Origin of the sequence: Jiangella anatolica (assembly GCF_003236295.1) — a bacterium.
Lineage (GTDB): Bacteria > Actinomycetota > Actinomycetes > Jiangellales > Jiangellaceae > Jiangella > Jiangella anatolica.
The window spans coordinates 93,387-111,261 of the sequence record NZ_POTW01000009.1 but is presented as its reverse complement, the minus strand read 5'-3'; the positions used below and the strand labels follow the sequence as shown (position 1 = coordinate 111,261).

Annotated in this window: 20 protein-coding genes; 12 read left to right on the top strand and 8 right to left on the bottom strand. The window is 72.6% G+C overall.

Annotation, left to right across the window (positions count from 1 at the left end; translation table 11 throughout):
- Positions 1-3 precede the first annotated feature (3 nt).
- Positions 4-831: a Rossmann-like and DUF2520 domain-containing protein gene (locus C1I92_RS05765; RefSeq protein ID WP_111253711.1), complete on the top strand. Its 828-nt coding sequence runs from the start codon at positions 4-6 to the stop codon at positions 829-831.
- Here the strand turns inward: C1I92_RS05765 and C1I92_RS05760 are convergent, their stop codons facing one another.
- A complete protein-coding gene (locus C1I92_RS05760) occupies positions 832-1,350 on the bottom strand; it encodes a winged helix-turn-helix transcriptional regulator (RefSeq protein WP_111253710.1) in 519 nt (172 codons plus the stop codon).
- A 244-nt stretch (positions 1,351-1,594) separates the two neighbouring features.
- On the opposite strand from C1I92_RS05760, the gene C1I92_RS05755 reads away from it, so the two are divergent.
- The gene (locus C1I92_RS05755) at positions 1,595-2,293 is read left to right on the top strand and encodes an MFS transporter (protein ID WP_111253709.1); all 699 of its coding nucleotides are present in this window, start codon (positions 1,595-1,597) and stop codon (positions 2,291-2,293) included.
- Here the strand turns inward: C1I92_RS05755 and C1I92_RS05750 are convergent.
- Genes C1I92_RS05750 through C1I92_RS05740 form a run of 3 tightly spaced genes read right to left on the bottom strand, consistent with a single transcriptional unit; the run spans position 2,262 to position 4,847 of the window.
- Complete coding sequence (locus C1I92_RS05750; RefSeq protein ID WP_111253708.1) at positions 2,262-3,260, bottom strand: ABC transporter ATP-binding protein; 999 nt, start codon at positions 3,258-3,260, stop codon at positions 2,262-2,264. The two genes, C1I92_RS05755 and C1I92_RS05750, sit on opposite strands and share 32 nt — an antisense overlap.
- On the bottom strand, positions 3,257-4,060 hold the full coding sequence (locus C1I92_RS05745; protein WP_111253707.1) for an ABC transporter permease: 804 nt from the start codon (positions 4,058-4,060) through the stop codon (positions 3,257-3,259). Before C1I92_RS05745 ends, C1I92_RS05750 begins: the two co-directional genes overlap by 4 nt.
- Positions 4,053-4,847 (bottom strand): ABC transporter permease, encoded by a 795-nt coding sequence (locus C1I92_RS05740; protein WP_199520984.1) that lies wholly within the window; start codon positions 4,845-4,847, stop codon positions 4,053-4,055. Before C1I92_RS05740 ends, C1I92_RS05745 begins: the two co-directional genes overlap by 8 nt.
- 109 nt (positions 4,848-4,956) lie before the next feature.
- Here C1I92_RS05740 and C1I92_RS05735 point away from each other — a divergent pair, with 109 nt between their 5' ends.
- Genes C1I92_RS05735 through C1I92_RS05715 form a run of 6 tightly spaced genes read left to right on the top strand, consistent with a single transcriptional unit; the run spans position 4,957 to position 10,813 of the window.
- The gene (locus C1I92_RS05735; RefSeq protein WP_146605032.1) at positions 4,957-5,586 is read left to right on the top strand and encodes a hypothetical protein; all 630 of its coding nucleotides are present in this window, start codon (positions 4,957-4,959) and stop codon (positions 5,584-5,586) included.
- Complete coding sequence (locus C1I92_RS05730; protein ID WP_111253705.1) at positions 5,580-6,584, top strand: hypothetical protein; 1,005 nt, start codon at positions 5,580-5,582, stop codon at positions 6,582-6,584. The genes C1I92_RS05735 and C1I92_RS05730 overlap by 7 nt, the downstream gene beginning before the upstream one ends.
- A 32-nt stretch (positions 6,585-6,616) precedes the next feature.
- Entirely contained in the window at positions 6,617-7,453 is an 837-nt protein-coding gene (panC, locus tag C1I92_RS05725) for a pantoate--beta-alanine ligase (protein ID WP_111253704.1), read from the top strand.
- Positions 7,454-7,479: 26 nt separating this feature from the next.
- Positions 7,480-9,135 carry an L-aspartate oxidase gene (locus tag C1I92_RS34310; protein ID WP_199520983.1) on the top strand — a complete coding sequence of 552 codons (1,656 nt, stop codon included), beginning with the start codon at positions 7,480-7,482 and terminating at the stop codon, positions 9,133-9,135.
- Positions 9,136-9,138: 3 nt separating this feature from the next.
- Positions 9,139-10,029: a carboxylating nicotinate-nucleotide diphosphorylase gene (gene nadC, locus C1I92_RS34305; RefSeq protein ID WP_199520982.1), complete on the top strand. Its 891-nt coding sequence runs from the start codon at positions 9,139-9,141 to the stop codon at positions 10,027-10,029.
- A 4-nt stretch (positions 10,030-10,033) separates the two neighbouring features.
- The gene (locus tag C1I92_RS05715; RefSeq protein WP_111253703.1) at positions 10,034-10,813 is read left to right on the top strand and encodes a type III pantothenate kinase; all 780 of its coding nucleotides are present in this window, start codon (positions 10,034-10,036) and stop codon (positions 10,811-10,813) included.
- Here the strand turns inward: C1I92_RS05715 and C1I92_RS05710 are convergent.
- Positions 10,810-11,718 carry an RNA polymerase sigma-70 factor gene (locus C1I92_RS05710; RefSeq protein WP_199520981.1) on the bottom strand — a complete coding sequence of 303 codons (909 nt, stop codon included), beginning with the start codon at positions 11,716-11,718 and terminating at the stop codon, positions 10,810-10,812. The two genes, C1I92_RS05715 and C1I92_RS05710, sit on opposite strands and share 4 nt — an antisense overlap.
- Positions 11,719-11,783: 65 nt before the next feature.
- On the opposite strand from C1I92_RS05710, the gene C1I92_RS05705 reads away from it, so the two are divergent.
- On the top strand, positions 11,784-12,716 hold the full coding sequence (locus tag C1I92_RS05705) for an NAD-dependent epimerase/dehydratase family protein (protein ID WP_111253701.1): 933 nt from the start codon (positions 11,784-11,786) through the stop codon (positions 12,714-12,716).
- On the opposite strand, the gene C1I92_RS05700 is transcribed toward C1I92_RS05705, so the two are convergent.
- Complete coding sequence (locus C1I92_RS05700; protein WP_158564014.1) at positions 12,704-13,057, bottom strand: STAS domain-containing protein; 354 nt, start codon at positions 13,055-13,057, stop codon at positions 12,704-12,706. The two genes, C1I92_RS05705 and C1I92_RS05700, sit on opposite strands and share 13 nt — an antisense overlap.
- 106 nt (positions 13,058-13,163) lie before the next feature.
- Here C1I92_RS05700 and lysS point away from each other — a divergent pair, with 106 nt between their 5' ends.
- The 3 genes from lysS (at position 13,164) to C1I92_RS05685 (ending at position 15,656) form a co-directional block, all read left to right on the top strand.
- Positions 13,164-14,660 carry a lysine--tRNA ligase gene (lysS, locus tag C1I92_RS05695; RefSeq protein WP_111253700.1) on the top strand — a complete coding sequence of 499 codons (1,497 nt, stop codon included), beginning with the start codon at positions 13,164-13,166 and terminating at the stop codon, positions 14,658-14,660.
- The gene (locus tag C1I92_RS05690; protein WP_233506861.1) at positions 14,657-15,244 is read left to right on the top strand and encodes an amino-acid N-acetyltransferase; all 588 of its coding nucleotides are present in this window, start codon (positions 14,657-14,659) and stop codon (positions 15,242-15,244) included. The genes lysS and C1I92_RS05690 overlap by 4 nt, the downstream gene beginning before the upstream one ends.
- Positions 15,245-15,320: 76 nt before the next feature.
- Positions 15,321-15,656: a histone-like nucleoid-structuring protein Lsr2 gene (locus C1I92_RS05685; protein ID WP_111253699.1), complete on the top strand. Its 336-nt coding sequence runs from the start codon at positions 15,321-15,323 to the stop codon at positions 15,654-15,656.
- Positions 15,657-15,771: 115 nt separating this feature from the next.
- On the opposite strand, the gene C1I92_RS05680 is transcribed toward C1I92_RS05685, so the two are convergent.
- A complete protein-coding gene (locus tag C1I92_RS05680; RefSeq protein ID WP_111253698.1) occupies positions 15,772-16,620 on the bottom strand; it encodes a fumarylacetoacetate hydrolase family protein in 849 nt (282 codons plus the stop codon).
- Positions 16,621-16,650: 30 nt separating this feature from the next.
- Positions 16,651-17,862: an alpha-hydroxy acid oxidase gene (locus tag C1I92_RS05675; RefSeq protein WP_111253697.1), complete on the bottom strand. Its 1,212-nt coding sequence runs from the start codon at positions 17,860-17,862 to the stop codon at positions 16,651-16,653.
- Positions 17,863-17,875: the final 13 nt, after the last annotated feature.

The window sequence follows — 17,875 nt, the reverse complement described above, 5'->3', positions numbered from 1 at the left end:
GCGGTGCTGGGCGCGGCGCTGGCCCGGGCCGGCCACCACGTCGTGGCCGGCTACGGCGTCTCGCTCACCAGCCGCACCCGGGCCGGCGCGCTGCTGCCGGACGTGCCGCTGGTCGACGTGCCGCAGGTGTTCGCCCGGGCCGGGCTCGTGCTGCTGGCCGTCCCCGACGACGCGCTGCCGGCGCTGGTCGAGGGGCTGGCCGCGACGAACACCGTCCGGCCCGGTCAACTGGTCGCGCACGTCAGCGGGCGGTACGGCATCGGCGTGCTCGACCCGGCGACGAAGGCCGGTGCGCTGCCGCTGGCGCTGCACCCGGTGATGACGTTCACCGGCACGTCCGTCGACCTGCAGCGGCTGTCCGGCACCACGTTCGGCGTGACGGCGCCGGAGCCGCTCTGGCCGGTCGCCGAGGCGCTGGTCGTCGAGATGGGCGCCGAGCCGATCCGCGTCGCCGAGGAGCACCGCGCGCTGTACCACGCGGCGGTGACGCACGGGGCGAACCACCTGGTCACGCTCGTCAACGAGGCGATGGACCTGCTCCGCGCCACCGGCATCGCCGAGCCGGACAAGGTGCTGGCGCCGCTGCTCTCCGCGGCGCTGGACAACAGCCTCCGGCAGGGCGACGACGCGCTCACCGGGCCGGTCTCGCGCGGCGACGCGGAGACCGTCGCCAGCCACCTCGCCGAGATCGCCATCGCGATGCCGGAGTCGGTCAGCACCTACGTCGCGCTGGCTCGGCGCACGGCCGCCCGCGCGCTGGCCGCCGGCCGCCTCAAGGCCGCCGACGCCGAGGCGCTGCTCGACGTGCTCGCGGAGCCGCCGGCGCCCTGATCAGGACGTCCGCAGCGGATCGAGCAGGCGGCGCGGTTCGCGCAGCGCCACGCTGACCGCGTCGGTGCGGGTGCTGACCAGGCCGGGGCCGGGCCGGACCTCGACGTCTTCCAGCTCGACGGCGCCGCAGGAGGGGCAACTGCCGTTCCGCAGCCGTGAGCCGCACGGCAGGTGCGTGTAGAGGCGGCGCGGGCCGCGCTCGGTGAGGTGCTGCTCGCCCCACTGGCCGAGCAGGTGCAGCGCCGGCCACAGCTCGCGGCCCTTCGCGGTGAGGACGTACTCCTCGCGCGGCGGTGAGTCCTGGTAGCGCTCCTTCGCCATGACACCCGCGTCGACCAGAGCCTGCAGCCGCGCCGCCAGGACCGCCCGCGGGATGTCGAGGTGGTCGAGGAAGTCGCGGTACCGGCGGACCCCGACGAAGGCGTCGCGCAGGATCAGCGGCGTCCACCGCTCGCCGACCAGCTCCAGCGCCCTGGCCAGCGAGCAGTCCTGACCGCTGTAGTCGGTTCCGAGCGCCATGCGTCCAGTGTACGACGCATGAGTTCATTCATCGAACCTACGTGTGTATGCTGCCATCGGTTCAGTCAACGAACTCAGGAGACCTCGGTGACCCTCCAGACCGCCGCGCCGCCCGCCGTCACCGGCCGCGCGTCCCGGACGACCCTGCTCGTGGCCAGCGCGGCGACGCTGCTGGTGCTGATGAACTACACCGCGCCGTTGGCGACCCTGGGCGAGATCGGCGCTGTTCACCGCGCTGATCCAGGTGCGCGACGGGCTGACGGCGTCGGCCGTGGCGTTCGCGCTGGCCGCCGTCGCGCTGCTGGGGGCGTTCGTCGTCGCCGAGTGGCGCGGCCGCGAACCGATGCTGGACCTGCGCCTGTTCGCCCGGCGCGACTTCGTGGCGGCGACCGCCGGCGCGCTGGCCACCGGTGTCGCCGTCATCGGGTTCTTCAGCTACCTGCCGACGCTGATCCAGCAGGGCCTCGGCCTCTCGGCGCTGTCGACGGCGCTGCTCTCGTCGCTGTGGGCCACCGTCGCGTTCGTCGTCGCGCTGGAGGTGCGCCGGCTGGCCCGGCGCTGGCCCGGCTGGGCGATCGTCGCCATCGGGCTGGCGCTGTCCGCCGTCGGCACCGTCGCGCTGCTCGGCTCCCTCGGCGCTGGATCGTGGCAGCGGCTGCTGCCCGGCCTCATCGTCGCCGGCATCGGCAGCGGCCTGGTCAACGGGATCCTGCCGCGGCTGGCGGTCGACTCGGTGCCGCCCGGCAGCGCCGCGATGGGCTCCGGCGCCAACAGCGCGGCCCGCTACATCGGCGCGGCGGTCGGGGTCGCGGTGGCGGTCGCCGTGGTGGGTGCGGCCGGGCCGGACCCGGCCCGCGCCACCGACGTCATGCTGGCCGTCGGCGCCGGGCTGGCCGCGTTGAGCGCGCTGTTCATGGTGCTGCTGCGGGACCGTCGTCGCTGACCTGGGCCAGGTAGAGGCGGCGGACGACGTCCTCGATGTCGGGTTCCTCGATGGCGAGGTCGCGCACCTGGCCGCGGCGGCCGATCGCCTCGAGGATCGCGCCCGCCGTCGTCCGCTCCGGGGTGAACGCGAGCCGGTGCCGCATCCCGTCGGACTCGACGGCGACGCGGCGGGCGCCGTCGATGGCGCCGAGGTCGGGCAGCGGCTCGACCAGGTCCACGACCATGACGCGTTCCGCGCCGACCTGCGCGGACAGCCCGGGCAGCGTCCCGTCGTAGACGAGGCGGCCGTGGTCGACCACCAGGATGCGGTCGGTGAGCCGCTGCACGTCGTCCATGTCGTGCGTGGTGAGCAGCAGCGTCGTGCCGTGCAGCGCGCGCTGCTCGGCCAGGAAGACGCGCAGCCGCTCCTTGCTCAGCACGTCCAGCCCGATCGTCGGCTCGTCCAGGATCAGCAGCCGGGGCGAGTGCAGCAGCGCGGCCGCGATCTCGCCGCGGATCCGCTGGCCGAGCGACAGCTGCCGCACCGGCGTCGCCAGGAACCCGCCGAGGTCCAGCCGGTCCACCAGCTCGTCGCGGCGGGCCGGCCAGCTCTGCTCCGGCAGCCGGTGGATCGCGGCAAGCGCGCGGAACGACTCGGCCAGCGGCAGGTCCCACCAGAGCTGGCTGCGCTGGCCGAACACGACGCCGATCTGCCGCGCCAGCTCGCGGCGGCGCCGCACCGGGTCCAGGCCGCACGTGCGCACCGTCCCCGCCGTCGGGACCAGGATCCCGGTCAGCATCTTGATCGTCGTCGACTTGCCGGCGCCGTTCGCGCCGATGTAGCCGACGGCAGCACCCTCGGCGAGGTCGAACGTCAGCCCGTCGACGGCGGCGACGACAGTGCGCGCGCGGCGCAGCCGCCCGGCCGGGCTCCTGACGACGAACTCGCGGCGCAGGTCGCGCACCTGGATGATCGGCTCGGTCATGATCCCGTCCCGGTGTAGTGACGAAGTCCGGCCCGCCAGCCCAGCAGGGCGACGGCCCAGACGGCGACGGCGGCCAGCGGCGTGCACCATCCCAGCCACTGCGGCGTGCCCGCGGGCCCGGGCAGGTCCAGCAGCACGAGCACTGGCAGGTACGCGGCGAACGCCGCCGGCACGACGAACGTGAACAGCAGCCGCATCGGCAGGCTGAAGATGCTGGCCGGGTAGGCCGAGGCGTAGGAGCCGCCGTAGGTGAAGGCACTGGTGACCTCCGCGCCCTCGACCAACCAGAACTGCACGGCCGCCGCGCAGACGAACAGCCCGGCGAAGATGGCGGCCGCGGTCAGCGGCGTCAGCACGAGCAGCGCGACCCTGGCCGCCGTCCACTCGATGTCGTTGAGTGGCAACGCGACCGCGAGGACGACGACGGCGACACCGATCCGGCCGAGCCGGCGCAGCGACACGTCGCTGGTGACCAGTTGGGCCAGCACCGGCAGCGGCCGGAGCAGGAACGCGTCCAGCGTCCCCTCGCGCAGGTACACCGGGAGGGTGTCGACGTGCCCGACCAGCAGGTCGGCGAGGCTGAAGCCGAGGTTGGCCAGCGCGAACACCAGGGCGGCGGCGGCGAAGTCCAGCTCGCCCAGCACGTCGACGTTGGCGAAGACGATGTAGACCTCGGCGAACTCCATCACGCCGATCGCGACGCTGCCCAGCACGTCGGACACGAACGAGCGCCGGTACGCCGTCTGCGCGCGCATCCGCGAGCCCAGCAGCACCCGGTACGGACGCCAGCACTCAGCCACCCTGCACCACCAGCTTGCGGGCGCCGCGGGCGAACACCAGCCGGCCGAGCAGCAGGACGCCGGCCAGCCAGGCCACCTGGACCGCCAGCTCGCCGAGCGCCGCCGTCCCCTCGACCCGGGCCGTGACGATGTCGACCGGCGTCTGCAGGATCGACGGGTACGGCGTCAGCGCGGCCAGCGTGGCCAGCCAGTCCGGGAACCAGTGCACCGGGATGGCCAGGCCGGACAGGATCGCCATCGCCACGACGTTCAGCGTGAGCACGCCGCGCAGCTCGACCAGCCAGAACGCCGACAGGTTCACCAGCCACCAGACGCCGAACGACACACAGACGCCCAGCACGACGCTCACCGCGCCGAGCAGGTACGGCAGCGGCGTCGACGGCAGCGCCAGCCCGGTGACCAGCGCTCCGGCCAGCAGCGGCGGCCCGCCGCGCGGGATGAGCTGGTGGATCGCGCGGCCGACGAAGCCGGCGAGGTAGGCCAGCTGCGGGTCCACCGGCCGGGCGAGGTCGATGGCGATGTCGCCGTCGCGGACGCGCAGCGCCAGCTCGCTCCAGTTGAACACGTTGACGGTGGCGACGAGCGCCTGCACCAGCCACGCGTACGTGGCGCCGGTCCGCGCGTCGTAGCCGGCCAGCTCGCCGCCGGCCGCGCCGATCGCGCCGACCATGATGGACGCCTTGATCAGCCCGAACACCGTGTTCGTGAACGCGCCGGCGGCCGTCGCCAGCCGGTACGTCGACCAGCGGCGGAACCCGAGGACGACGAGTGTGGCGAACAGGCGCACAGTCGCAGGACAGTACCGGCAGCACTTGGCGCTGTCATGCGGATTTGTGTTACGTTGCCGCCGGGCACACGCATGACCGTCCGTACCTGGTCCGCGAGGAGCGCGAAGCGTGATTGCCCGTCCACGAGCCGCCGGCCTGGTGGTGTGCGCCCTGGCGCTGACGCTGGCCGGCTGCGGCGAGACCGGTGGCGAAGAGCCCACCGGCCTCAGCGACGCGACCACGACCGCACCGGAAGGCCCGGCGACGACGCCCGCGGGGGAGCCGTCGGAACCGCCGCCCGGCCCGACGGAGCACGCGTTCCCCGAGGCCGGGGTCACGATCGTCACGCCGCCGCCCGGCGGCCCCGCCGAGGAGGCCGCGCTGGCCGCCTACGTCGAGTTCGCTCGCGAGTGGCGCTGGTCGCTGGCCGAGGTGCGGCTCAGCGAGCAGCTCGCGGCGCTGGCGGTCGGGCCGGTCATCGAGAGCGTCCAGCGGTCGCTGGACTACCAGGTCGACAACGGCATCCGCTACGGCGGCCAGATGGTCATCACCCCGGTCGTCGAGGAGAGCAGCGACGCGCTGGTCGTGCTCGGCGGCTGCGTCGACGGCTCCGAGGTCGTGCTGATCGACGACGGCGAGGAACGGGCGCCGGACGGACTGGACGAGAACCCGGTCATCCCCATGCGCGTCGTCGTGGCGAACGACGGCCACGGCTGGCGGGTCAACGAGAACACACTCGACGAGGACGCATCATGCTGAACCGACACGGGATCATCTGCGGCGCCGCCGCCCTGCTCGTCGCCGGCCTGGCCGCGCTCGCCGTCCCACCGGCGGCGGCCGACCCGGCGCCGCGGTGCGGCATCAGCAGCTGCGACGACGAAGGCGGCGCCGAGGGCGGGTCCGGCGACGGCTCCATCACCATCCTGGTGTGGGGCTCGGGCACCACCGGCGGCGGCGACGGCTACGAGATCCCCGGCGAGTCGGTCGTCGTGCTGCCCCCGTGCCGCTACTTCAACACCGACTGGAGCGGCCAGGAGTACTACGAGATGGTCCAGAGCGGCGAGTGGACCGGCGGCCGCGGCCCGGACGGCGAGTCGATCCCGCCGTACCCGAACTACGAGGCGTACAAGGATGACACCGAGGGCCGCTGGTGGTCCGGCGTGTGTTCGAGCGCGGACTACGACGGCCCCATCGACGACTTCATCGAGTACTCCAACGACTGGTTCGAGAACGAGTTCGAGCCGGTCTACGTCGAGCCGGGCGAGGCGGCCCCGGTGCCGCCGATCCCGCCGGAGATCCTGGTCCAGGTCGCCTATGACGAGCTCGAGCTGCCCGACCCGCAGATCGCCTGGAACCCGAGCCGCCCCGGCGACGGCGCGACCGTCGTCAACCTGCCGACCTGGCTGTGGCTCGACGACGGCCCGGTCCAGCTGGAGGTGCACGCGGCCGCCGGCGAGAACGAGGCCCGGGTCGACGCCACGCTGGCCGGCATGAACTTCTCCGCCAGCGACGCCGCTCCGGTCTCCTGTGCGGGCCACGGCGTCGAGTGGACGTCCGGCGCCACGTCGGACTGCGCGCTGACGTTCACCCGGTCCAGCGCGCACCTGCCAGGCGCCGTCACGAACGTCCTGGCCGAGAGCGAGTGGACGATCGAGTGGGCGGCCAACGGCGTGCCGCAGGGCCCGCTGGACCCGCAGACCACGTCGGCGACGTTCGACCTGCCGGTCGCGGAGGTGCAGACCGTCGTCACCCGGTGAGGCCCGGTAGCGAGGCCCGGTAACGTGGCGGCGTGACCGACCCCATCGTCGCCCGCACCCGGGACGAGCTGACCGAGGCACTCGCTCAGGGCGAGAACGAGACCGCCGTCGTCATGACGATGGGCGCGCTGCACGCGGGCCATCGCGTCCTCATGCGCGCCGCCCGCGAGCAGGCCGGCGACGACGGCACGGTGATCGTGACGATCTTCGTGAACCCGCTGCAGTTCGGCCCGGGCGAGGACTTCGACCGCTACCCGCGCGCGTTCGACGCCGACCTCGCCGCCTGCGCCGACGAGGGCGTCGACGTCGTGTTCGCGCCGGCCACCGAGGAGCTGTACCCGTACGGCGAGCCGCTGGTCCGCGTCGACCCCGGGCCGTTGGGGACGCAGCTGGAGGGCGCGGTCCGGCCCGGGCACTTCGCCGGCGTGCTGACCGTGGTCGCGAAGCTGCTCAACCTCACCGTCCCGCACTACGCGCTGTTCGGCGAGAAGGACTACCAGCAGCTCACGCTGATCCGCCGCATGGTCGCCGACCTGGACCTGCCGTACGAGATCCTCGGCGTGCCGACGGTCCGCGAGGCCGACGGGCTGGCGCTGTCCAGCCGCAACCTGTACCTCTCTGCCGACGAGCGGGCCGCCGCACCGTCGCTGGCCAGGGCATTGACGGCGGGCGCGGACGCCGCGGCGGGCGGGCCGGACGCCGTCCTCGCCGCGGCCCGGGCCGAGCTGACCGGCGTCGACGTCGACTACCTGGAGCTGCGCGGCGACGACCTCGCCACCGGGCCGCTGTCCGGTCCGGCCCGGCTGCTCGTCGCCGCCCGCGCCGGCGCCACCCGGCTGATCGACAACATCGCCGTCGACCTGCCCTGACGCGCCCGGGCGTAGGCTGGTGGCGCGTGACCGCCCTACGCATCCCCCGCCGCATGCGCACCGAGGCCCCCGGCTGGACGGTGTCCGCCGACGTCGTCGTGGTCGGCAGCGGCATCGCCGGACTGACCGCCGCGCTGGAGGCCCGCAAGGCCGGCCGGGTCCTGCTGGTGACGAAGACCCGGCTCTCCGACAGCGCCACCGCGTGGGCGCAGGGCGGCATCGCCGCGGCGCTCGACCCGGAGGACAGCCCGGAACAGCACCTGCACGACACGCTCGTCGCCGGTGTCGGGCTGTGCGACGAGGCCGCCGTCCGCACGCTCGTCACCGAGGGCCCGCGGCGGGTCCGCGAACTGGTCGAGCTCGGCGCGCAGTTCGAGCGGACGCCCAACGGCGAGATCGCGCTGACCCGGGAGGGCGGCCACCACCGCGACCGCATCGCCCACTCCGGCGGCGACCAGACCGGCAAGGAGATCTCCCGGGCGCTGCTGGAGGCGCTGGCCGCGGTCCGCGAGGACCCGCAGATCGAGGTCGTGGAGCATGCGCTGGTCACCGACGTCCTCACCGACGCCACCGGCCGGGCCTGCGGCGTCGTCCTGCACGTCATCGGCGAGGGCACGCAGAGCGGCGTCGGCGCGACGCTCGGCCGGGCCGTCGTGCTGGCCACCGGCGGCCTGGGCCAGGTGTACGCGTCGACGACGAACCCGCCGGTCTCCACCGGCGACGGCGTCGCGGCGGCGCTGCGGGCCGGCGCCCAGGTGGCCGACCTGGAGTTCGTCCAGTTCCACCCGACGGTGCTGTGGCTCGGTCGGTCGGCGAAGGGGCAGCAGCCGCTGATCTCCGAGGCGGTCCGCGGCGAGGGCGCCGTCCTGCGCGACGTCGAGGGCCGCCGGTTCATGAAGGGCCGGCACGAGCTGGCCGAGCTGGCGCCGCGCGACGTCGTCGCGAAGGGCGTCATGACGGCGATGGCCGAGACCGGCGCCGAGCACGTCTGGCTCGACGCGCGGCACCTGGGCAAGAAGTTCCTGGAGGAGCGGTTCCCGACCATCGTCGCGCGCTGCCGCTCTTACGGCATCGACCCGGCCACCGACCTCGTGCCCGTCGCGCCGGCCCAGCACTACGCCAGCGGCGGCGTGCGCACCGACCGCCGCGGCCGCACCAGCGTGCCCGGGCTCTACGCGTGCGGTGAGGTGTCCTGCACCGGCGTGCACGGCGCCAACCGGCTCGCGTCGAACTCGTTGCTCGAAGGGCTCGTGTGGGGGCACCGGATCGCCGAGGACCTCGCGTCGTCGCTGGACGACGCGCATCCCGGCGACCCCGTCGAGCGGGACGGCCCGGTCGGCCTGCTCGCCGCCGACGCCCGGCCGTTCGTGCAGTCCGCGATGACCGCCGGCGCCGGCGTGCTGCGCTCGGAGTCGTCGCTGACGACGCTCGCCGCGCGGCTCGCGAGCCTCGCCGCCGAGCCCGTCAGCGACGGAATGACCCCGGATTCGTGGGAGACGACCAATCTGCACACCGTGGCCGTTACGCTCGGTCGGCATGCCGCCATGCGGGAGGAAACGCGTGGCGGTCATTGGCGTGAGGACTTCCCGGACCGGGACGACATCCGCTGGCGTGGCCACCTGGTCAGTGCCGTGGATCCGGACGGAGTGCTCACGACGACATATGAGCCCATGAAGGAGTAACCGATGAGTCTGCCCGAGCCCGTGACACTCGCGCTGCGCGAGGCGGGTCTCGATCCTCGCTACGTCGAGGACCTGGCCCGGGCCACCCTGGAGGAGGACCTCGGCGGCGGCGAGGACGTGACCAGTGCGGCCACCATCCCGCCCGGCCAGCGCGCCGTCGCCGTGCTCGGCTCCCGCGAGGCCGGCGTGCTCGCCGGGCTGCCGGTCGCCGAGGCCGTCTTCGCCGCCACCGACCCCGGCGTCGAGCTGGAACGCCACGTCGCCGACGGCGCCGAGGTCCAGGCCGGTTCCAAGGTGCTGACGGTGCACGGCCGCACCCGCGACCTGCTGCTGGCCGAGCGGACGGCGCTGAACCTGGCCAGCCGGCTGTCCGGCATCGCCACCGCCACCCGGGCCTGGGCCGACGTGCTGGCCGGCACGTCCGCCGCCGTCCGCGACACCCGCAAGACCACGCCGCTGCTGCGGCCGCTGGAGAAGTACGCGGTGCGGGTCGGCGGCGGCGTCAACCACCGGTCGACGCTGTCGGAGTCGGCGCTGATCAAGGACAACCACATCGCCGCGGCCGGCGGCATCACGGCGGCGTTCCAGGCGGTCCGGCAGGCGTACCCGGACGTGCACGTCGAGATCGAGGTCGACGACATCGACGGCGCCCTCGAGGCCGTGGAGGCCGGCGCCGGCCTCGTGCTGCTGGACAACTTCTCCGTCGACGACGTGCTCGAGGCGGTCAAGGCCGTGGACGGGCGGGCCCGGCTGGAGGTGAGCGGCGGACTGACGCTCGCACAGGCCGGCGCGTACGCGGCCACCGGCGTGGACTACCTGTCCACCGGCGCGCTGACGCACTCGGTCCGGGCGCTGGACCTCGGCCTGGATCTCGTCGCCGTCGAGGCGGACTAGCGGCATGCTGCTGGCGATCGACGTCGGGAACACCGAGACCGTCATCGGGCTGCTCGACGGCCTCGAGGTACGGCACCACTGGCGCGTCGCCACTGTCTCCACCCGCACCACCGACGAGCTGATGGCGCTGCTGCGCGGGCTGTTCGCGGGGACCGACGAGCCGATCGACGGCGTCGCCATCTGCTCGACGGTCCCCGTGGTGCAGCGCGAGATGCGCTGGCTCGCGCAGCGCTACTTCGCCGACGTGCCGGCGCTGCTGGTCGAGCCGGGCGTCAAGACCGGCGTGCCGATCCTCATGGACAACCCGCGCGAGGTCGGCACCGACCGGATCGTCAACGCCCTGGCCGCCATGCACAAGTACGGCACGGGGCTGCCGTGCATCATCGTCGACTTCGGCACCGCGACGACGTTCGACGTGGTCTCGGCGCGCGGCGAGTACATCGGCGGCGCGATCGCCCCCGGCATCGACGTGTCGCTGAACGCGCTGCGCGACGCCGCCGCCCAGCTGCGCCGGGTCGAGCTGGTCCGGCCCCGCTCGGTCATCGCCAAGAACACCGTCGAGGCGCTGCAGTCCGGCGCGCTGTACGGCTTCAGCGCCCAGGTCGACGGTGTGGTCACCCGGATGGCGGCCGAGCTCGGGGTCGGCCTTGACGGCGTGACGGTGCTGGCCACCGGTGGCCTGGCGCCGCTGGTGCTCGACGAGTCGGCGACGATCCAGCACCACGAGCCCTGGCTCACGCTGATGGGCCTGCGCCTCGTCTTCGACCGCAACCACCCGGCCTAGCGCTGGTTCAACAGCGCGTTCAGGTCGCCGACGGGGCCGAGGTGGTGCAGCTTGTCGGGGTTGATCTGGTTGTGCACGCCGACCACGTGGCCGTCGGCGATGGTCAACGACAGCACGCCGAGCAGATCCCCGTCCGGCGCCGTCACCAGCGTGCCCGGCTGGCCGTTCACCGTCGCCGGCGTCAGCACGACACCCAGCTCGGCGCCGGTGCGGCCGAGGTTGGCCAGGAACCGGGCCACCTGCAGCGCGCCGGTCAGCGGCTTGCGCACCGCCGCGGTCTTGCCGCCGCCGTCGCCGTGGAAGACGACGTCCGCGGCGAGCAGTCGCTCCAGCGCGCCGACGTCGCCGTCCCGGAGCGCGGCGAGGAACGTCTTGGCCAGCTCGTCGTGGCGGTCGCCGGACGGCTCGAACCGGGGCCGCCGCTCGTCGATGTGCTTGCGCGCCCGGGTCATCAGCTGCCGGCAGCTGGCCTCGCTGCGTTCCACCACCGCGGCGATCTCGGCGTAGCCGTAGCCGAACACCTCGCGGAGCAGGAACACGGCCCGCTCCAGCGGCGACAGCGTCTCCAGCACGACGAGGAACGCGGTGGAGATCGTCTCGGTCTCCTCGACCCGGCGGGCCGGGTCGTCGTCGACGGCGAGCAGCGGCTCGGGCAGCCACTCCCCGACGTAGCGCTCGCGCCGGTGCCGGGCCGAGCGCAGCGCGTCGATGGCCAGCCGGGTCGTGACGGTGGTGGCGTACGCCTCCGGGTTGTCCGCGCGAGTGCCGGACTCGCCGGCCCGGTACATGCGCAGGAACGCCTCCTGCACGACGTCCTCGGCCTCGCTGACGCTGCCCAGCATGCGGTAGGCCACCGAGAACATCAACGGTCGCAGGTCGTCGTGGGAGACCGCGAGATCGGTCACACCGGCGATGGTGTCACAAGATGCCGGGCCGCCTCGTCGGAGGGGCGAGCCAGAAGGAGGCAGTCATGCGAGTCTTCGTTGCCGGCGCCACCGGCGCCGTCGGACGATCCCTGATCCCGCTGCTGGTCGAGGCCGGCCACGAGGTGACCGGCACCACGCGGTCGGAGTCCAAGGTGGCGCAGTTGCGCGCCGCCGGCGCCGACGGCGTGGTGATGGACGGACTGGACGCCGACAGCGTCATGTCCGCGGTCCGCGCCGCCCGTCCGGACGTCATCGTGCACCAGGCGAGCGCGCTGAGCGACCAGACGGGCAACCCGAAGCGGTTCGACCGCGATTTCGCCGTCACCAACCGGCTGCGCATCGAGGGCACCGACCATCTGCTGGCGGCCGCCCGCGAGAACGGCGTGACCCGGTTCGTCGCACAGAGCTACACGGGCTGGACCAACGCCCGCAGCGGCGGCCCGGTGAAGACCGAGGAGGACCCGTTCGTGGCGAACCCGGAGTCCGCCTGCCGCGAGACCCTGCGCGGCATCCAGCACGTGGAACGGGTCACCACCGGCACCCCTGGCATCGACGGGCTCGCGCTGCGCTACGCCAACTTCTACGGCCGCGGCACCGGCATGACCGGCGCCATCGCCGACCTGCTGCGCCGGCGCAAGCTACCGATCGTCGGCGGCGGCACCGCGGTGTGGTCGGTCATCCACATCGACGACGCCGCCGGCGCCACGCTGGCCGCGATCGAGGGCGGGGCGCCGGGCATCTACAACATCACTGACGACGACCCCGCCCCAGCAGGCGAGATGCTGACCACGCTGGCCGCCGCGGTCGGCGCGAAGCCGCCGCGCCGGCTGCCCGCCTGGCTGGCCAAGCCGCTGATCGGCGAGTTCGGCGTCGCGTTCATGACGTCGCTGCGCGGTTCGTCCAACGCCAAGGCCAAGCGCGAGCTCGGCTGGAAGCCCGGCCACCCGAGCTGGCGGCAGGGCTTCTACACGGCGTAGTCGCGGCGGCCCGTGTGCATGCGCGGGCTGTGCTCGACGAACGACCAGCCGTTCGCCTCGAGGGCCCGGTGCGCCGGGCCGCTGAGCGCGGCGAAGGACACCTCGAACCCCGACGACCGGCCGCGGGCGGACAGGTCGCGCAGGAACTCGATCGCGCCCGCGCTCATGCCGGTGACCCGGTGCATGTCGACCACGACGTGATCGAGCGCGTTCAACCGCTCCAGCCGGACCACCTCGTCGATGGCCGGGCCGAACGCGTCGTCGGGCTCGGTGCCGACGTCGCCGGAGAGGAACACGACGATCTCGCGGGCGCCACGGTCGACGACCTCGACTGTGCTCATCGACCTCACCTCCATCCTCCAGCGTGGCAGTTCGCGCAATCGCCGGCAAGCATTCCGCGCCTGCCCATGACGGACCCGCTCGGCCGACGGCCTAGGCTTGTCGCCCATGAGTGGACAGCCGCCGGCCGACGATCTGGATTTGCCCGAGCAGGTACGCATCCGGCACGAGAAGCGTGCGGAGTTGCTGGCTTCGGGGGAACCGCCCTATCGTCTCGGATTCCCGCGCAGCCACACGTTCGGCGCGTTGCGGGCGGCTTATCCCGACTTGCCGCCCGGCACCGAAACCGGTGACCGCGCCTCCGTCGCCGGCCGGGTGATCTTCCTGCGCAACACCGGCAAACTCTGTTTCGCCCGGCTGCGCGAAGGCGACGGCGCCGAACTCCAGGTGATGCTCTCGCTGGACCGCGTCGGTGAGGAGAGCCTTGCCTCCTGGAAGCATCTGGTCGACATCGGCGATCACGTCGGCGTCGAGGGCGAGGTCATCGTCAGTAAGCGTGGTGAGCTGTCGGTGTCGGCCGACCGCTGGACGATGCTTTCCAAGGCGCTGCGGCCGCTGCCGGTGGCGCACAAGGATTTGAGTGAGGAAACCCGGGTCCGGCAGCGTTACGTCGACCTGATCGTGAATCCCGACGCCCGGGCCATGGTGCGAACTCGCGCCGCCGTCACCCGATCGCTGCGCGAAACACTGCACCGGCACGGCTACATCGAGGTCGAGACGCCGGTGCTGCAGCTCATCCACGGCGGGGCGACGGCACGGCCTTTCCACACCCGGCTGAATGCGTTCGACATTCCGATGACGTTGCGTATCGCGCTGGAGCTGTACCTCAAGCGGGCCATCGTCGGCGGTGTGGACAAGGTCTACGAGATCGGTCGCATTTTTCGAAACGAGGGTATCGATTCCACGCATAGTCCCGAGTTCACGATGCTCGAGGCCTACGGCGCGTACGGCGACTACGACACGATGGCCGAGCTCATCCGCGATCTGATCGTCGATGCAGCGCGGGCCGTCGGCACCACCGTCGTCCCCGACGGGCGGGGCGGCGAGATCGACCTCGAGGGGCCGTGGGACCACGTCACGCTGCACGAGGCCGTCTCGCGGGCGGTCGGCGAGACCGTCACCGTCGACACCCCCATCGAGCGGCTGCGCGAGCTGGCCGAGAAGCACCAGGTCGGCCTGGACCCATCCTGGGGCCACGGCGAGACAGTGCTGGAGCTGTTCGAGAAGCTGGCCGAGCACACGTTCGTGAGGCCCACGTTCGTCCGCGACTATCCGGAGGAGGTGCGGCCGCTGGCCCGGCCGCACCGCGACGAGCCGCGACTGGCCGAGGCGTGGGACCTCATCATCCGCGGCGTCGAGATGGGCGTCGCCTACTCCGAGCTGGTCGACCCCGTGATCCAGCGGGAGCGGCTGACGGCGCAGTCGCTGCGGGCGGCCGCCGGCGACCCCGAGGCGATGCAGCTGGACGAGGACTTCCTGCGGGCATTGGAATACGGCATGCCCCCCACCGGTGGCATGGGCCTGGGAATCGACCGGCTGATGATGCTGCTCACCGGAGCGGGCATTCGCGAGACGATCTTGTTCCCGCTGGTGAAGCCGGAATGACGATGCCGGCCGAAATCGAGCCGGATCAGCACTTTCGGGTACGGCGGGCACGCACCGCCGATGTTCGGCACATCCGCGGCCTGCTCGACGGTTACGCCGCTCGGCGGATCCTGCTATCGAAAGAGACCGTCACGCTATATGAGGACATCCAGGAGTTCTGGGTGGCCGAAACGGGCGCAGGCGACGGCTCGGGCACTGTCATCGGCTGTGGCGCGTTGCACGTCATGTGGGAGGATCTGGCCGAGGTCCGAACCCTCGCCGTCGGCACGGAATGGCGCGGGCACGGTGTCGGGCACGCGCTGCTCTCCCGTTTGCTGCGGGTGGCCGAAGAACTCGGCGTGGCGAGGGTGTTCTGCCTCACCTTCGAGGTCGACTTCTTCGCCCGGCACGGATTCGAGCGAGTGGAAGGCACGCCAGTAGACACCGACGTCTACGCGCAGTTGTTGCGCTCGGCCGACGAAGGGGTTGCCGAGTTCCTGGACCTGGACCGCGTCAAGCCGAATACTCTGGGTAACGTCCGGATGCTTAGGCGTTTGGGGACCACCTCACAAAACGACCGGGCCGGCTCGCGCCAGGCGAATTGAAATTCTGTGTACCGGGGCGTAACAATAGTGTTGTCACACTAATCTTCGAGTACACCCCCCGCAGGAAGGATCAACGATGGCGCAAAAGGTTCAGGTCATTCTGCTCGACGATCTCGACGGCGGTGAAGCCACCGAGACCGTGAGCTTCGCCCTGGACGGAGCCTCGTACGAGATCGATCTGTCGGCCAAGAACGCCGGCAAGCTCCGTGACGCGCTGGCGCCGTACGTGGCGTCGGCCCGCCGCGCGTCGGCACGGCGGGGACGCGGGCGCGCCGCGGCCACCGGCGGGCGGGCCAGCCGCACCGACACGACGGCTATCCGTGAGTGGGCCCGCGACCAGGGCCTGAAGGTGTCCGACCGGGGCCGCATCCCGTCGGACATCCTCGCGAAGTACGAAACCGCGCACGGCTGACGGCGGAGTCGTCAAAGCATCGTCGCGGAGATGCAACGGGGGATTTGACGCGGGAAGGGGCCGGCGCCCGACATCGGGCGGCCGGCCCCTCGCGTTGTCCGGGGATGGCTGAACGTCAGGCGTCGGCGAGGACCTGCCGCTGCCGGCCGAGCCCGTCGATCTCCAGCTCCACGACGTCGCCGGCGCGCAGGTAGGGCTGGCCGGGCAGCCCCAGCGCCACGCCGGCCGGGGTGCCGGTGTTCACCAGGTCGCCGGGCTCGAGCACCATGAACTGGCTCAGGTACCAGACGACGTGCCCGATGCCGAAGATCAGGTCGGCCGTCGTGCCGTCCTGCCGCTGCTCGCCGTTGACCCACAGCCGCAGCCCGAGCTTGCCCGCGTCGGGGACCTCGTCGGCCGGCACCAGCCATGGCCCGAGCGGGTTGAACGTCTCGCACGACTTGCCCTTGTCCCACTGGCCGCCGCGCTCGAGCTGGAACTCCCGCTCGGAGACGTCGTGGGAGATGGCGTAGCCGGCGACGACGTCGAGCGCGTCCTCGGGGGAGTCCAGGTACCGGGCCTCCTTGCCGATGACGACGCCCAGCTCGATCTCCCAGTCGGTCTTCACGCTGCCGCGCGGCACCAGCACGGTGTCGTCGGGCCCGATGACGGTGTTCGGCGCCTTCATGAAGATGATCGGCTCCGCCGGGATCGCCGCGCCGGTCTCGGCGGCGTGGTCGCGGTAGTTCAGCCCGATGCACACGATCTTGCCGGGCCGGGCGATCGGCGCGCCGACGCGCCCGCCGTCCGGCAGCCGCGGCAGCTCACCGCCGGCCAGCGCCGCCCGGGCCCGCGCGACCCCGTCGCCGGCCAGGAACGCGCCGTCGATGTCGCCGGTGACCGAGCTGAGGTCGTAGACCGCGCCGTCGTCGGCGCGGACGGCCGGACGCTCCGCGCCGCGGTCACCGATGCGCATCAGTTGCATGTCGTCTCCTCGTTTCTGTGTGGGTGCGGGTCAGGGCAGCCGGACGTGGTCGGGGTTCAGCTCGTTCACGCTACGGGCTCCGAGCAGCTGCATGGTGCGCCGGACCTCGGTGGTGAGGATCTCGGCGGCCCGGGCGACGCCACGCTCGCCGCCGGCCATCAGCCCGTAGAGATAGGCGCGGCCGACCAGGCAGGCGTCGGCGCCCAGCGCCCTGGCCGCGACGATGTCGGCGCCGCTGGTGATGCCGGTGTCGAGGTAGATCTCGGTCCGGCCGCGCAGCGCCGCGGCGACGTCGGGCAGCAGCCGCAGCGGCACCGGCGCGCGGTCCAGCTGCCGGCCGCCGTGGTTGGACAGCACGATCGCGTCCGCGCCGGCGTCGACCACCCGCTTCGCGTCGTCGACGGTCTGGATGCCCTTGACGATCAGCGGGCCGGACCAGATCGACCGCAGCCAGGCCAGGTCGTCGATGGTCATCGTCGGGTCGAACAGCAGGTTCAGCAGCTCGGCGATGGTGCCCTTCCACGACGTCAGCGAGGCGAACTGCAGCGGCTTCGTCGTCAGCAGGTTCAGCCACCACGCCGGGTGCAGGCTGGCGTCCAGCACGGTCTTCGCGGTCAGCGACGGCGGGATGGTGAAGCCGTTGCGGGCGTCGCGCAGCCGGGCGCCGGCGACGGGGACGTCGACGGTGAGCATGAGCGCCTCGAAGCCGGCGCTCGCGGCGCGCTGGACCAGGTCCTCGGCGGCCGAGCGGTCCTTCCACACGTAGAGCTGGAACCACTTGCGCGCCCGCGGCGCCGCGGCGGCGACGTCCTCGATGGACGTCGTGCCCATGGTCGACAGCGAGTACGGGATGCCGATGCGCTCGGCGACCCGGGCGACCGCGCTCTCGCCCTCGTGGTTCATCATCCGGGTGAACCCGGTCGGGGCGAACGCGAACGGCTGCGCGGCCGGCTGCCCCAGCATGGTCGTCGCAGTGTCGACCGCGGAGACGTCGTGCAGGATCGACGGCCGGAACTCCAGGTTCGCGAACAGCGACCGGGCCCGGCGCAGGCTGATCTCGGCCTCGGCCGCGCCGTCGGTGTAGTCGAACACCGACCGCGGCGTGCGCATGCGGGCGATGCGGCGCAGGTCGGCGATGGTCAGCGCCTTCGCCAGCCGGCGGTCGGTCGGGTTCAGCACGGGTGGTTTCGCCCGCAGCAGCGGCTTCAACTCGGACCAGCGGGGTAGTTGTCGGTCGGTCATCGGAATGGCTCCA